General features: G+C 47.1%; 13 protein-coding genes. 11 read left to right on the plus strand and 2 right to left on the minus strand.

All coding sequences use genetic code 11. The features are described 5' to 3' along the window. The first annotated feature begins 1 nt into the window (after position 1). Both recG and AYW76_RS13575 read left to right on the plus strand, forming a co-directional pair. Positions 2 to 2,083, plus strand: coding sequence for an ATP-dependent DNA helicase RecG (gene recG, locus AYW76_RS13570; protein ID WP_082866229.1), 2,082 nt, complete (start codon positions 2 to 4; stop codon positions 2,081 to 2,083). A gap of 101 nt (positions 2,084 to 2,184) precedes the next feature. Continuing rightward, positions 2,185 to 2,901 carry a ComEA family DNA-binding protein gene (locus tag AYW76_RS13575; RefSeq protein ID WP_067221200.1) on the plus strand — a complete coding sequence of 239 codons (717 nt, stop codon included), beginning with the start codon at positions 2,185 to 2,187 and terminating at the stop codon, positions 2,899 to 2,901. Positions 2,902 to 2,969: 68 nt separating this feature from the next. On the opposite strand, the gene lrp is transcribed toward AYW76_RS13575, so the two are convergent. Further along, positions 2,970 to 3,446 carry a leucine-responsive transcriptional regulator Lrp gene (lrp, locus tag AYW76_RS13580; RefSeq protein ID WP_067034108.1) on the minus strand — a complete coding sequence of 159 codons (477 nt, stop codon included), beginning with the start codon at positions 3,444 to 3,446 and terminating at the stop codon, positions 2,970 to 2,972. A gap of 571 nt (positions 3,447 to 4,017) precedes the next feature. Between lrp and AYW76_RS13585 the strand changes: the two genes are divergently transcribed. The 9 genes from AYW76_RS13585 (at position 4,018) to phoR (ending at position 13,233) form a co-directional block, all read left to right on the plus strand. Continuing rightward, complete coding sequence (locus AYW76_RS13585) at positions 4,018 to 5,040, plus strand: amino acid ABC transporter substrate-binding protein (RefSeq protein WP_067221203.1); 1,023 nt, start codon at positions 4,018 to 4,020, stop codon at positions 5,038 to 5,040. A 110-nt stretch (positions 5,041 to 5,150) separates the two neighbouring features. Then, entirely contained in the window at positions 5,151 to 6,323 is a 1,173-nt protein-coding gene (locus AYW76_RS13590) for an amino acid ABC transporter permease (protein ID WP_067221206.1), read from the plus strand. A gap of 9 nt (positions 6,324 to 6,332) precedes the next feature. Further along, complete coding sequence (locus tag AYW76_RS13595) at positions 6,333 to 7,433, plus strand: amino acid ABC transporter permease (RefSeq protein ID WP_067221209.1); 1,101 nt, start codon at positions 6,333 to 6,335, stop codon at positions 7,431 to 7,433. Positions 7,434 to 7,457: 24 nt separating this feature from the next. Further along, the gene (locus tag AYW76_RS13600) at positions 7,458 to 8,237 is read left to right on the plus strand and encodes an amino acid ABC transporter ATP-binding protein (RefSeq protein WP_067221211.1); all 780 of its coding nucleotides are present in this window, start codon (positions 7,458 to 7,460) and stop codon (positions 8,235 to 8,237) included. 105 nt (positions 8,238 to 8,342) lie between these two features. Continuing rightward, complete coding sequence (locus AYW76_RS13605) at positions 8,343 to 9,611, plus strand: HDOD domain-containing protein (RefSeq protein ID WP_067221215.1); 1,269 nt, start codon at positions 8,343 to 8,345, stop codon at positions 9,609 to 9,611. Further along, the gene (locus AYW76_RS13610; protein WP_067221218.1) at positions 9,608 to 10,168 is read left to right on the plus strand and encodes a chorismate--pyruvate lyase family protein; all 561 of its coding nucleotides are present in this window, start codon (positions 9,608 to 9,610) and stop codon (positions 10,166 to 10,168) included. Before AYW76_RS13605 ends, AYW76_RS13610 begins: the two co-directional genes overlap by 4 nt. A gap of 18 nt (positions 10,169 to 10,186) precedes the next feature. After that, a complete protein-coding gene (gene ubiA / locus AYW76_RS13615; RefSeq protein WP_067221222.1) occupies positions 10,187 to 11,041 on the plus strand; it encodes a 4-hydroxybenzoate octaprenyltransferase in 855 nt (284 codons plus the stop codon). A gap of 84 nt (positions 11,042 to 11,125) precedes the next feature. Further along, positions 11,126 to 11,821 (plus strand): phosphate regulon transcriptional regulator PhoB, encoded by a 696-nt coding sequence (gene phoB / locus AYW76_RS13620; RefSeq protein WP_067101380.1) that lies wholly within the window; start codon positions 11,126 to 11,128, stop codon positions 11,819 to 11,821. 53 nt (positions 11,822 to 11,874) lie between these two features. Continuing rightward, the gene (gene phoR / locus AYW76_RS13625) at positions 11,875 to 13,233 is read left to right on the plus strand and encodes a phosphate regulon sensor histidine kinase PhoR (RefSeq protein WP_231872614.1); all 1,359 of its coding nucleotides are present in this window, start codon (positions 11,875 to 11,877) and stop codon (positions 13,231 to 13,233) included. 75 nt (positions 13,234 to 13,308) lie between these two features. Here phoR and AYW76_RS13630 read toward each other — a convergent pair whose 3' ends face one another. Continuing rightward, the gene (locus AYW76_RS13630) at positions 13,309 to 14,136 is read right to left on the minus strand and encodes a response regulator (protein WP_231872615.1); all 828 of its coding nucleotides are present in this window, start codon (positions 14,134 to 14,136) and stop codon (positions 13,309 to 13,311) included.

Here is a 14,136-nt window from a genome sequence, read left to right on the forward strand (position 1 = left end):
CATGGTCGACACATTGGAAATGCAAGACATCAAGGAGATCAAAGGTGTCGGACAAGCGATGGCAGACAAACTCGCCAAGCTAAACATCCACACCGTCCAAGATGCACTGTTTCATTTGCCCATTCGCTATCAAGATCGAACCAGTGTGGTGCCTATTGGGCAGCTAAGGTTTGGTGATGAAGCCGTGATTGAAGGCGAAGTCAGTGGCTGTGAAATAAAGATGGGTAAACGGCGCAGTTTAATCTGCCGATTGCGCGATCACTCAGGTTCCCTATGTCTGCGTTTTTTCCATTTTTCTGCGGCACAAAAAAAACAGTTGGAACAATCGGGGCGTGTACGTTGCTTTGGCGAAATCCGGCGTGGCAGTACTGGGTTTGAGATCTACCATCCAGAATACAGCATTCTAAACGACGATGAGCCACACGAAGGCACCGACCAACTGACCCCAATCTACCCATTAACGGAAGGGGTTACTCAAACCAAGATACGCCAAATTTGTGAGCAAGCGTTAGAACGTCTAACACCACACAATCTGCGCGAATGGTTACCGGATACCATGCGTCAGCAATTTAGTCTGCCGCCCCTGTCGGACGCGATACATTTTTTGCACCATCCTACCAAGGGTACTGATTTAGAACAGCTTAAGCGTGGCGCTCACCCAGCGCAGTATCGTTTGTCATTCGAAGAGCTGATGGCACACCAACTGTCTTTAATCGGCAAACGCCAATTGGCCAAACACGATGTCGCAGTCAAAGTACCGGATATGGGCGCGCTGGGGCAGCAACTGATTGAAGCTTTGCCGTTTTCGCCGACTGGCGCGCAACAACGAGTGACCCAAGAAATCTTACAGGACCTCGGTACGGGCCATCCCATGCTGCGTTTAGTGCAAGGGGATGTGGGCTCAGGAAAAACACTGGTCGCTGCGCTTGCCGCCGCTGCCGTAGTCCAACAAGGCTATCAAGTGGCCGTCATGGCACCGACCGAAATTCTGGCCGAGCAACACTATATTAACTTCAAGCAATGGTTTGAGCCGCTTGGCATCGAGGTCGCTTGGATGATCGGCAAACTTAAAGGCAAACAGCGCGAAGCCGAGTTGGAGCGGATTGCCTCTGGCAGCGCAGGGGTTGTCGTGGGCACACATGCCCTATTCCAAGAAACCGTCGTGTTCAAAGGTCTGGCTCTGGCCATCATCGATGAACAACACCGTTTTGGTGTACATCAGCGCATGGCCCTACGTGAGAAAGGCCTACAAGCAGGCTTCCAGCCCCATCAGATGATCATGACCGCCACACCGATTCCTCGTACGTTAGCCATGTCTGCGTACGCTGACTTAGACTGCTCGGTGATTGACGAGTTGCCACCTGGACGCACACCCGTAAATACCATCGTGGTCTCCGATCAACGCCGGGATGAAGTCATTCAGCGTGTGCAACATGCCTGTGCCGAAGGGAAACAAGCCTACTGGGTGTGTACGCTGATTGAAGAATCTGAAGCGTTACAATGCCAAGCCGCAGAAGACGCCGCTATTTTATTGCAAGAGCATTTATCGGGGTTAACCATCGGGTTGGTTCATGGCCGACTCAAAGCACAAGAAAAAGCCGACATCATGGCGCGCTTTAAAGCTGGTAAGATTCAGCTTTTAGTCGCGACGACCGTGATCGAAGTCGGTGTCGACGTACCCAATGCAAGCTTGATGGTCATCGAAAACCCTGAACGCTTGGGGTTAGCTCAGCTACACCAATTGCGCGGGCGCGTGGGTCGAGGGCAAACCGCGAGCCATTGTGTGCTCTTGTATCACGCTCCTTTAGGTCAGCAGGGCAAAGCGCGCCTCTCAACCATGCGTGAAACCACCGATGGCTTTAAAATTGCTGAGAAAGACTTAGAGTTACGCGGACCGGGTGAGTTGCTTGGCTCACGTCAAACAGGGTTACTAGAGTTCAAAGTGGCCGACCTGCAACGCGATAAGTCTTTGCTAGACGATGTTCAGAAAGCCGCTGCGATTCTTTATCACCATTATCCGGAGCATGTCTCACCTTTACTGTCTCGATGGTTGCCGCAGCACCAGCAATATCTCAACGTCTGATCATAATTCGTAAAGTTAGTGTTGGTTTTTTAACCTAGTTGTCACATGATGACTGAAAGATACTCAACTGCGCTATCATAAGGACATAAGAGGAATCGCCTGTGACGACTAACAATGAATTATCCAGAGACATCGCCTTCTCTGGCCACTACAGTTACAAGATCCAAGACGACCGCGTCATCCTTTGCATCTCACAGATTACCAACCATCGTCCGCTTGACAACATTAGCGGTACGCTAGCGATTGAGCTTAAAGGTTATCATCAGGACGGCCACTATCTGGTGCTGGCCAGTACTACGATAGGGCAGCTGACAGGCCAGCATTTGCTAGCCGATTGTCACTATGACCTAGTCTTCCAAATGCCACCAGCAGGGTCATGGCAACTCGCTCTAGAAGTCCATGAATGGGAGGGTGAGCAGTACGTTTTAATGGACCAGCAGTTCTTCGAACAGCCTTATTACATCCCCGATGCAGTACCTTGCTCTGCTGAGGAAGGCCCCTCAGCCGCCACCGCTGCGCTAAAAGAAGAAATTCCGTTAACTGACGCACCCGTTGATCAGATAAACACCAAGGGCGAAAGCAAACCAGCTATCCCCAAAGCGTCGAAAAAACCAAAAACGTCCACTGAGAAAAAAGCCAAAGCCAGCATAAATAAAAGCTCTCAAGAAGAACTACTGCGCGTTAAAGGGATTCCGAAAAAGGTAGTGAACGAGATGATTGAACAACGCCCTTTCTCATCATGGGAAGCCGTGCTACTAATCAAAGGCATGGGGCCAAAACTACTAAAAAAGCTACGCGATGGTTTAAAGCTAAACTAAGCGGATAGCCATAAACAAAAAACCACGCTAAAGCGTGGTTTTGAATACGAAGCAACGCAGTTTGGATGCTAGGAAATTTGCACCACGGTTGTGTTTTTAACCTCTTCCATGGCCACGTAAGTGCGCGACTCCCTTACATGCGGTAATGTCAGCAAGGTCTCACCTAGTAAGTGGCGATACGAATCCATATTCGATACTCGCGCCTTCAATAGATACTCAAAGTCACCGGCGATCAAGTGGCACTCCAGAACTTCTGGAATCTCAGACACCGCCTCCTTAAATTCATTGAAGCCTTCGGGAGACGTTGTTTTCAAACGAATCTCCACAAACACTAGCAAGCCAGCGTCCACTTTACGCGGATCCACTAGCGCGCAATAACCAGTAATGTAGCCATTACGTTCCAGCCGACGTACTCGTTCTAAGCAAGGTGTCGCACTCAAACCAACACGACTAGCAAGCTCAACATTCGATAAGCGTCCATTAATTTGCAGCTCGCGCAGGATCTTCTTATCCAACCTGTCCAAAGGCTTTGCAGACGTTTCCATCAATATGAGTCTCTCCGAAGGTAACTGTCATTTAATTTAGCGCGATTCTACCACGGGGCAAATAGCTTAGGAAAAATTAACCCATTAACTCCCTTCAAAAACTAACCAACATTCCTTACATCATCACACTCTAACACCGCACCAAATGAAAACCAAAAGAATCAAGTAGCACCACCCCAGTACAGAAAGCGTCATTTTGTGCATTTATCCAACAGAAACTAAGCGTTTTCTGCATCAATAATGTGCAAATATTATTTATTATGCACAAAACCTTCTCATTATAGCCAAAAACTATTAATAGAAAATAACTAATTCTCCTATATTAATCACAGACATCAAAAAAAGGAAAAAAGTAGCATGAACCTAGTGATTTAGCCTTGACGAGAGGGGGTCAACAGTAATTCTATAAGGTAGTTCCGTGCTATTTCAGAAGATTGCACTAGACTAGAGAAACAACAAAAACAATTAATAATGTTGGCAAGAAATTTGCTTTGAAGCTTTAGTGAAAGAATATTCAAAGATGAATCCATTTTTGCACACATAACAACTAGTAATGCCTGGAGGCAAAATCATGAAATCGAACGTTGGGAAAATTCTATCTACCGCTGCGATTGCTGCGACAATCAGCACTGGTGCCGCGGCAGCAACATTGGACGATGTGAAAGCAAAAGGTTTTATCCAATGTGGGGTAAGTACAGGTGTACCTGGGTTTTCAAATGCAGACAGTACCGGCAAATGGTCGGGTATTGACGTTGATGCTTGTCGCGCCGTTTCCGCCGCAATTTTTGGTGATGCAGACAAAGTAAAATACACACCTCTTTCAGCCAAAGAACGTTTTACTGCGCTTCAATCTGGCGAAATCGATATCTTGTCGCGTAACACAACATGGACTTACACCCGTGATGCGTCTCTTGGTTTAGACTTCACAACGACAAACTTTTATGACGGCCAAGGTTTCATGGTACGTAAAGACTTGGGTGTAGAGAAGGCAATGGAGCTTGACGGTGCAACGGTTTGTACTGAGCAAGGTACAACAACCGAGCTAAACATGGCAGATTTCTTCCGTAAACACAACATGGATTATGTGCCAGTTGTTGTACAGAAAGCGGATGAAGCATTATCTGCTTACGCCTCTGGTCGTTGTGACGTATACACAACCGACAAATCTGGTCTTGCCGCGCATCGCTCGAAACTATCGGATCCAAGCGCGCATATGATCCTTCCTGAGACTATTTCCAAAGAGCCACTTGGCCCTGTTGTTCGTCACGGTGATAACCAATGGAAAGACATCGTCACTTGGACACTGTTCGTACAAATCAACGCTGAAGAGATGGGCATTAGCTCTAAAAACGTTGCCAAAATCAAAGCAGAATCTACTGATCCGGGCATTCGCCGTCTAGTCGGTGCCGAAGGTAAAATGGGCGAAGCACTTGGCCTAAGTTCTGACTGGGCTTACAACATCATCGCTGAAGTGGGTAACTACGGCGAAGTCTTTGAACGTAATGTTGGTCCTGACACTCGCGTTGGTCTACCACGTGGTGTTAACAATCTATGGACTGAAGGCGGTGTACTATACGCGCCACCAGTACGTTAATACGTACATTCTTCCCTGACCTACCCTAGGGACAAATCCCAGCGGCAACACGCCGCTGGGAACCTCCCATCTGAACATCTATCTGACGAGCATTGATTGCCTGAACCAAGATGAGCGAAAAAACTACAACGAACACGAGCTTTTTTAACGATGCGGGTAATCGCGCCCTGTTGTTTCAAGTGGTTCTTCTTACTGCCGTGGTCGCTATTGGTTATTATCTTTTTCATAACCTACAAGCAAACTTACAAAACCAAGGCATATCGACAGGCTTCGCGTTCTTAAATGAACCTGCGGGCTTTCCGATCCTAATTCACCTAATTGAATATACAGAAGCAGGCACCTACGGACGTGCATTCTTAGTTGCCCTCATTAATACGATGCTGATCTCTTTCATCGGGATTGTATTAGCCACCATTATCGGTGTGATCATGGGCTTAGCGCGATTGTCGCAAAACTGGCTCGTCGCACGACTGGCCACGGTTTACATCGAAACGCTGCGAAACATCCCATTACTGTTGCAAATGTTCTTTTGGTATTTTGCCGTATTAGCGGCATTACCCCACCCACGTGACAGCATTATTTTCGGCGATTTTTTCCTTAACAAGCGAGGGATTTACTCGCCTAATCCTATTTTTCAAGATGGCTTCGGCGTCGTTATTTTTGGCTTCTTAGCCTGTGTCGTCGCGTCGATCGCCTTAATAATTTGGGCGAAAAAGCGTCAAACACGTACTGGGTTATGGTTTCCTGCTTATTGGACGTCCTGCGGCATTATTGTATTCGGTACGATCGCCTGTTACTTCTTAGCAGGCGCACCGGTTACCTTTGATTTGCCCGAAGCAAGTCGCTTTAACGTAAAGGGCGGTATGGTATTGGTACCAGAATTCGTTGCGGTATTAGTCGCTTTATCGACCTATACAGGTGCGTTTATCGCCGAGATCGTTCGTGCTGGTATTCTGTCTGTCAGCTGGGGACAAACCGAGGCAGCGCGTTCATTAGGAATGCGAGACAGTATCACTCAACGCCTCATCGTCTTACCACAAGCGTTGCGCGTTATCATTCCGCCTTTAACTAGCCAATATCTAAACTTAGCAAAAAACTCATCCCTGGGGGCCGCAATCGCTTACCCAGAGCTAGTCGCCGTGGTAATGGGAACGACGCTTAACCAAACTGGCCAAGCAATCGAGACCATTGGATTGTGTATGTTGGTTTACGGCTCTCTAAGTTTGTCCATTTCATTCTTTATGAATTGGTACAACAAGAAAATGTCTTTGGTAGAGCGCTAGGAGAAACATATGGCAATTGAATTTAAACCCTCCCCAAGCCTGCCACCACCGAGTAATGCGGTCGGTGCGGTTGCTTGGGTACGCAAAAACTTTTTCTCTTCTCCGCTGAATATTTTTCTTACCGTATTTAGCTTTTACATCCTGTATCTGTTGGTTCCTCCTACCATTGAATGGGCATTTTTAGATGCGACATGGAGTGGCGAAAACAAAGATGCTTGTACCGCAGGTGGTGCATGTTGGGCGTTTATCGTCGCCTATTTCGATCAGTTTATGTACGGGCTATATCCACAAACAGAGTACTGGCGCATTAACCTAGCGGCTATTCTACTCGCCTTGTTAATTGGCATGTATGCCATCAAGGCCATCAATAAACTGATCTTGTCGATTGCAGTCTTGGTCGTCTACCCAGTTGTGGCCTACTTCCTATTCGCCGGCGGTATTTTAGGCTTAGAAGTCGTTGAAACGTCTCTTTGGGGCGGTTTATTTCTAACGACTCTGTTAGGGGTTGTCGGAATTGTGGCCTCTTTGCCTTTAGGTGTTGTGCTCGCCTTAGGGCGTCGTTCCAACATGCCCATCGTTAAATCCGTTTGTGTGGTATTCATTGAAACCGTTCGTGCGGTACCACTGATCACGATTTTGTTCATGGCATCAGTGATGATTCCGCTGTTTCTACCGGATGGCTTGAACTTCAATAAGCTATTGCGCGTGTTGATTGGTATCACCCTATTCTCAGCAGCTTATATGGCCGAGGTTATCCGTGGTGGCCTGCAGGCTATTCCAAAAGGTCAATACGAAGCAGCTGACGCGATGGGGTTAACCTATTGGCAATCCATGCTGCTCGTGATCCTACCGCAAGCACTGAAGCTGGTGATTCCGGGAATCGTAAACACGTTCATTGGTTTGTTTAAAGACACCACACTGGTCTACATCGTGGGTATGTTTGATCTACTGGGTCGTATTCAATCCGCCACTCACGATGGTGATTGGCTAGGTACCACCACAGAAGGCTATGCCTTCGCTGGCTTTATTTATTGGGCTATCTGCTTCGGTATGTCCCGCTACTCGATGGCGGTTGAGCGTAAGTTAGATACCGGACACAAGCGGAATTAATAAGAGAATTTGAGGCCTTACAATATGACTGATAGAAATATGGCACTCGCCCAACTTGAGCCGGGCGAAGACGCAATCATTGAGTTCAAAGACGTAAACAAGTGGTACGGTGAATTCCACGTTCTGAAAAACATCGATTTCAGTATCAAAAAAGGCGAACGGATCGTGGTCTGTGGACCCTCAGGTTCAGGTAAATCCACCATGACCCGTTGTATCAACCGTCTTGAAGAGCACCAGAAAGGTCAAATTTTGGTGGACGGTATTGAAATGAACGACAACCTGAAAAACATCGAAGCGATCCGCAAAGATGTAGGCATGGTGTTTCAGCACTTTAACTTGTTTCCACACCTGACCATTCTAGAGAACTTAACGCTAGCGCCAATCTGGGTACGTAAAACGCCTAAGAAAGAAGCGGAAGAAATGGCAATGCACTACTTGGAACGCGTAAAAATCGCCAACCAAGCACTGAAATATCCAGGTCAGCTTTCTGGAGGTCAGCAGCAACGTGTCGCCATCGCTCGTGGTTTATGTATGAAACCGCGTATCATGCTATTTGATGAACCCACTTCGGCACTCGACCCGGAAATGATCAAAGAAGTACTCGATGTCATGATTCAGCTTGCTGACGAAGGCATGACCATGGTGTGTGTTACGCACGAAATGGGGTTTGCTAAAACGGTCGCCGATCGCGTGGTGTTCATGGATGCGGGGGAAATTGTAGAAGCCAATACGCCGCACGAATTCTTCGACAATCCGCAACATGACCGCACACAATTGTTCTTGAGTCAGATTTTGAACCACTGATCTGACTGTTTGAATAAATCATCTCTAAAAAAGCCCCTACTGGGGCTTTTTTAGTTTGTATAATAATGTCCTAATACAGACTATTGTTTAATTTGGGGGTGTAGAGTGTCTGAACAATCAGTAGAAGCCAACACAAGCACTCGTGTACGTATCATTCATCTAGCCGATAATAGCGGTAAACTACAGGTCATCTTTGCGTATGACAGTATGCTGGATATGGCGGCCTTGTCACGTCTAACCAAGCGTCGTTTTGACCCTGTCGCCAATTACAATATTGAAGGTGATCCCCTAGTCAAACCAAATACCTGCTCGACCATTATTGACTCATCCTTGCTCAACAGTGACGCCATCGAGCTACGCTCCAGTGCAACCCAAAGTTATAAAAGCTATACCCAAGAAGAGTTCACATCTCGCTTCAAAGGGCCGCTGACACGCTATGAACGCATAGCGATTCCAGTCAGTAAGATCGAATGCCCGGTGGATGATCTCAATCAGGATGCGGCTCAAATGCAAGCAGCACTGGGTAAATTTCAATCCATGCGTCTACAGCAGCGCTTAGAAGAAACCCTTGAAGTTCCGCCACTGCCTGCCTCATCACACCGTATTATCCAACTGTGTTCCGATGAGAATGCTGGCACGGATGACTTGTGTGATGTGATCAGCCTCGATCCGTCGTTGTCCGCTCAAGTCATCAGTTGGGCATCCTCGCCTTACTATGGCGTGCAAGGTGAAATTGACTCCGTCGAAGATGCCATCATTCGTGTGCTAGGCTTTGATATGGTAATGAACTTAGCGCTTGGTTTGTCCATGGGGAATGCCTTCCAACTACCGAAAAATGGCCCTCGCCATTATAACGACTTCTGGTTTAGCGCCGTGTCACACGCGGTTTTGATGGAAGAGTTGGTTCGTAAAATGCCCTCCGGCGACCGCCCTCGACTCGGCCATGCCTACTTAGCAGGTTTACTGCATAATTTTGGCTACCTAGCGATTGCTGTGGTACTGCCACCGCACTTCGGTATTTTATCGCGCTACATTGAGGCAAATGCGCATTTACCATCCGAAATTATCGAAATGCAGACCCTCCACTTTACCAAAGAACAGCTAGGCGCTTGGCTGCTAAAACACTGGGGCTTACCAGAGAGTATTTATACGGCTGTACGGTATAGCAAAACGATCAGCTATGAGGGCCAGCACAATAAATTAGCCCATTTATTGTACCTGTGCCATCAACTGTTTAATGATGATAAGCTCGATCCAGGCATACTAAACGTGCTTAATTTAACCCTCGATGAGGCGAAACTCTGTCATAAAAAAGTTATGAGTTCCTCTAGTGAGTTAACAAAGATGGTTGGGTTAATAAGCGGTAATAAATGACACTGTTAAATCACAAACTTACTAAGCAATTTGATTATCGTTGGCATTCCATTGCTCAAGTGCGCCGCAGCAGTATCCCAAAAGGTATTCAGCCCTGGCTAACGACGCGCTTTTCGATCACGGCTAAATTACGTCAAGCAGGTCATCTAAGGGTGGAGGTGCTAGAAGATACATGGCAGTCACCTTCTCCACGCGAGCGCTTACGTTTAGGACTGAAGTCGCGTGAAATGGCGAGAGTTCGCAGTGTCATTTTATTTGTCGATAACGAACCTGTGGTCTATGCTCGCTCTATTATTCCGGCACGCTCTTTGAAAGGTGCTTGGCGATATTTGCCGTATTTAGACAACCGTCCGTTAGGTGGATACGTGTATAAATCTAAAGCTTTGCGCCGCAGTCAAACTGAAGTGGTTAAATTGCCCGCAGGGCTGATTCAAAACTGCGCAGAGCCCTTGTGGGCACGCCGTTCAGTCTTTATGGAATATGGTCCAGGAATATTAGTCAACGAAGCGTTCTACCCTGCTATTGCCCGTTTTACTCAAGCGGCAGGTCAACTTTAAACAAAGCGATTACAAAAAATGAGTAAACTGAAAGATTACGCCGATCTAACCCGTTTTAACCGCCCCATTGGCTCCCTATTGTTGATGTGGCCGACATTATGGGCGCTATGGTTAGCCGCTGACGGCTGGCCAGAATGGCATCTAATATTTATTTTTGTGTTGGGCGTGTTCAGTATGCGCTCTGCCGGCTGTGTGATTAACGACTTTGCCGACCGTAAAGTGGACGGCTTTGTCGAACGCACCAAGAATCGTCCATTGCCATCGGGTCGGGTATCGGAAGTAGAAGCCTTAGCGCTGTTTGCTGGTTTATCGATTTTAAGCTTTATTTTAGTGCTATTTACCGATTGGCAGACCATTTTGTTGTCTTTTGTCGGTTTGTTCTTAGCCGCTTTGTATCCGTTTATGAAACGCTACACGCATTTGCCACAGCTATTTTTGGGCTTAGCCTTCTCCTGGGCCATCCCGATGGCTTACAGCGCCCAAGGCGGTAGCTTATTAGACCCACAGCTGTGGATGTTGTTTGTGGCAAACTGCTTCTGGACCATTGCTTACGATACTTACTACGCTATGACAGACCGCCCAGATGACATTAAAGTGGGTATTAAGTCGACGGCGATTTTGTTTGGTCGCTACGACTTACTGGTGATTTTGATTTTACAGGGATTAACCCTATCCTTGATGATGTGGATCGGTGTGATTGCTCAATTAGGCCTGTTGTACTTTGTCAGCTTACTCGGTGCTGTGTATCTGTTTTACCAGCAATACCTACAAGCGAAAGATCGAGATCGGCAAGCGTGTTTTCGCTCTTTCCTAGATAATAACCGCGTCGGTTACTGTATCTTTGCAGGAATCTTACTCGGGTATTACATTTGAATGTGGCACTGATGTGACAATTTAACACAGTTGTCACATTTAGAGGCTTTAATATCTACCGTTCCTGAGATGAGGATAAATCCTGTGACCGGTAAAAAAGTTTTAATTATTGATGATGAAGCCCCAATCCGCGAGATGATCGCTGTCGCGCTGGAAATGGCTGGCTATGAATACATGGAAGCTGAAAATAGCCAACAGGCTCATGAGATGATCGTCGATCATCGACCTGACTTGGTACTTGTGGATTGGATGATGCCTGGTGGTAGTGGCGTCGAGTTGACTCGCCGTCTAAAGAAAGACCCAACGACCGCCGAAATCCCTGTGATTATGTTGACGGCGAAAAGCGAAGAAGACAATAAAATCCAAGGGTTAGAAGTAGGGGCGGACGATTACATCACCAAACCATTTTCGCCGCGTGAATTGGTGGCTCGCCTGAAAGCGGTGCTTCGCCGTGCGACACCACAAGGTGTTGATGATCCAATCGAAGTAGAAGGTTTGCTGCTTGACCCGATTAGCCAACGTGTTTCAATTGGCACTTCGCCGATCGAAATGGGGCCAACGGAGTATCGTTTGTTGAAGTTTTTAATGACTCACCAAGAACGAGCTTACTCTCGTGCTCAGCTATTGGATCAAGTTTGGGGTGGTAATGTCTATGTTGAAGAGCGTACCGTAGACGTACATATCCGCCGCTTGCGCAAAGCGATCGGCGAGTCACATGACTTTTTAATTCAAACGGTTCGCGGTACGGGATACCGTTTCTCTGCGAAACGAACGGCTTAATATATATGAAGCGAACTTGGCAACGGGCTTTCCTTACATGGATGAGTGGACTCATGGCGGTAATCGCCATAGGTTTCGTATTGGGCCATATTCTCGCACTCGCCTTACTTTATGTACTGGGCACTCTCTACTGGCAACTGTACCAACTGTACCAATTTCACTGTTGGTTACGTCGCTCAGGTAAAGCGGCCCCCCCAGAAGCCTCTGGTATTTGGGGTGAAATCTTTGATGCGGTGTATCGTCTACAAAAGAAACAACGCAAATCTAAACGCCGAATGCGTCAGGCACTTAACCGGATTGAAAACTCTACCGCCGCCCTTAAAGAAGGCGTCATCATGGCGGACAGTAACGGCAATTTGGAATGGTGGAACAATTCGGCGGGCTTGTTGCTTGGTTTACAGCGCCCTACGGACCGCGGTCAGCCAATCACCAACATTTTACGAAACCCAGAATTCTTTCGTTATTTCTCTCAAAAGCGCTTTGGTGAGCCTTTAGTCATCAAATCTCCGTCAAAAGACGGTATCTATCTAGAAGTACAAACTACTTTGTACGATCAAAATGATCACCTGATTTTTGTTCGTGATGTCACCCGTTTACATCTACTAGAGCAAATGCGTAAAGACTTCGTTGCCAATGCCTCACACGAGCTAAAAACGCCGCTTACGGTGATTAAAGGCTATCTCGAAACACTGTCTATGTTTAAAGATAACCTTCCGCCATCGATGCAACGAGGCATTGTGAACATGTCGGATCAGTCATTGCGTATGGAGCATTTGATTGAAGATCTGCTGCTACTATCACGTTTAGAGACCAATGATAAGCGTGAAGCGCATCAGTGGCTTAAAATTGATGACATTTGTGAAACGGTCAAAAAGACCGCCTTACCGATGATGTCTGATGAGCATGAGATTAGCTTTGATCTGCCCGAAGACAGCTATATTTATGGCGCCAGCAGCGAGCTCTACAGCGCGTTCTCAAACCTAGTAGTAAACGCCATCAAGTACTCACCTGAAGGCGGCGTTATTCGCGTTAAATGGGTTCAGAATGAGTTCAGTGGCGTATTCTCAGTTGAAGATCAAGGTTTAGGTATCGATCCCCGCCATATTCCGCGATTGACCGAACGTTTCTTCCGCGTCGATAAAGGACGAGGTTCAAACACTGGCGGAACCGGCCTAGGTCTAGCCATCGTTAAGCACGTACTGATTCACCATAATGCGAAGCTACAAATTCGAAGCCAACCAGGCTTTGGTAGTACGTTCTCGTGTCACTTCCCAACCGACCGTGTTCGTCAGGAGGCGCTCCTTGCAACGGTGGCGACAGAAGCCGACGGTATTGATGCACCCGTTCAGCCGCAGGCACATTCGCAGGTACAAGAAGAAGATGCGACAACGGAAACCTCTTCGACCTCCTAGAGAACCTCGTTTCGTTACCAAAAAAATGCCCGCTATACGATTGTATGCGGGCATTCTTATAATCGTGTCGTCACGTTACAATGAATCAAACAACGCTTTTATAAACGCTTCTTTTTCAGCATCTTGGTCAATCAATAGCAGAGTCACTGTTAAAAAAGCAGAGTCCGGTTTCTTCTCGGTCGTCGCGACAGATTGCACGTAGTAATTTAAACGGTTCACCTTCTGCTCAAACGTCAAATCTAACACCGCTTGATCAAGCACCGTCGGAATCACATCGTCACTTTTTATCAACATCGTGGCTTCGTCTTTAGCGAAATGCACCACCATGCAACGAAATTCTTTGCCCGCAAAACGAACTTTGGTTGGTATCTTGACGTCTTTGACCGACACTGTTGGGTTCGTGATTTTAGGCGAAGCCGCTTTCGGCGCAACCGTCGTCGCCATCAACACATCCAGCGAACCCGAAGCAATGCCGCCGCTTGAAGCGGTTGGTTTTTTAGGTGCATCACCCAACTTCTTCTCGATGCCATTACGTTTGGCAGCCGTCACTACTTTCTGTACTAACTGTTCCGCTGAAAAGGGTTTACCTAAATAATCGGTCACACCTGACTGCACCGCTTCAACCACATGAGACTTATCACCACGACTGGTAATCATGACAAAAGGCAGTGTTTCTTTCTTGTATTGCGGTTGCTCTCGGCACCATTGCAGTAGTTCCACACCTGTCATTTCAGGCATTTCCCAGTCGCATAGCACCATATCAAACGTAGATTTCTGTAGCATTTGCTGTGCTTTGCGACCATTTACCGCTTCCTCGACCGTCACAGCAGGAAAACTTTTACGCAACGTACGTTTAATCAAATCTCGCGTAAACGACGCATCATCAACAACCAGTATTTTCAA

The organism is Marinomonas gallaica, assembly GCF_001639745.1.
GTDB classification, from domain to species: Bacteria; Pseudomonadota; Gammaproteobacteria; order Pseudomonadales; family Marinomonadaceae; genus Marinomonas; species Marinomonas gallaica.

Coding starts and splice junctions, on each gene's coding strand:
- AYW76_RS13590 (WP_067221206.1), top strand. CDS start 5,151: ATGAGCGAAAAAACTACAACGAACACGAGCTTTTTTAACGATGCGGGT.
- AYW76_RS13585 (WP_067221203.1), top strand. CDS start 4,018: ATGAAATCGAACGTTGGGAAAATTCTATCTACCGCTGCGATTGCTGCG.
- AYW76_RS13600 (WP_067221211.1), top strand. CDS start 7,458: ATGACTGATAGAAATATGGCACTCGCCCAACTTGAGCCGGGCGAAGAC.
- recG (WP_082866229.1), top strand. CDS start 2: ATGGTCGACACATTGGAAATGCAAGACATCAAGGAGATCAAAGGTGTC.
- ubiA (WP_067221222.1), top strand. CDS start 10,187: ATGAGTAAACTGAAAGATTACGCCGATCTAACCCGTTTTAACCGCCCC.
- phoR (WP_231872614.1), top strand. CDS start 11,875: ATGGCGGTAATCGCCATAGGTTTCGTATTGGGCCATATTCTCGCACTC.
- lrp (WP_067034108.1), bottom strand. CDS start 3,446: ATGGAAACGTCTGCAAAGCCTTTGGACAGGTTGGATAAGAAGATCCTG.
- AYW76_RS13595 (WP_067221209.1), top strand. CDS start 6,333: ATGGCAATTGAATTTAAACCCTCCCCAAGCCTGCCACCACCGAGTAAT.
- AYW76_RS13610 (WP_067221218.1), top strand. CDS start 9,608: ATGACACTGTTAAATCACAAACTTACTAAGCAATTTGATTATCGTTGG.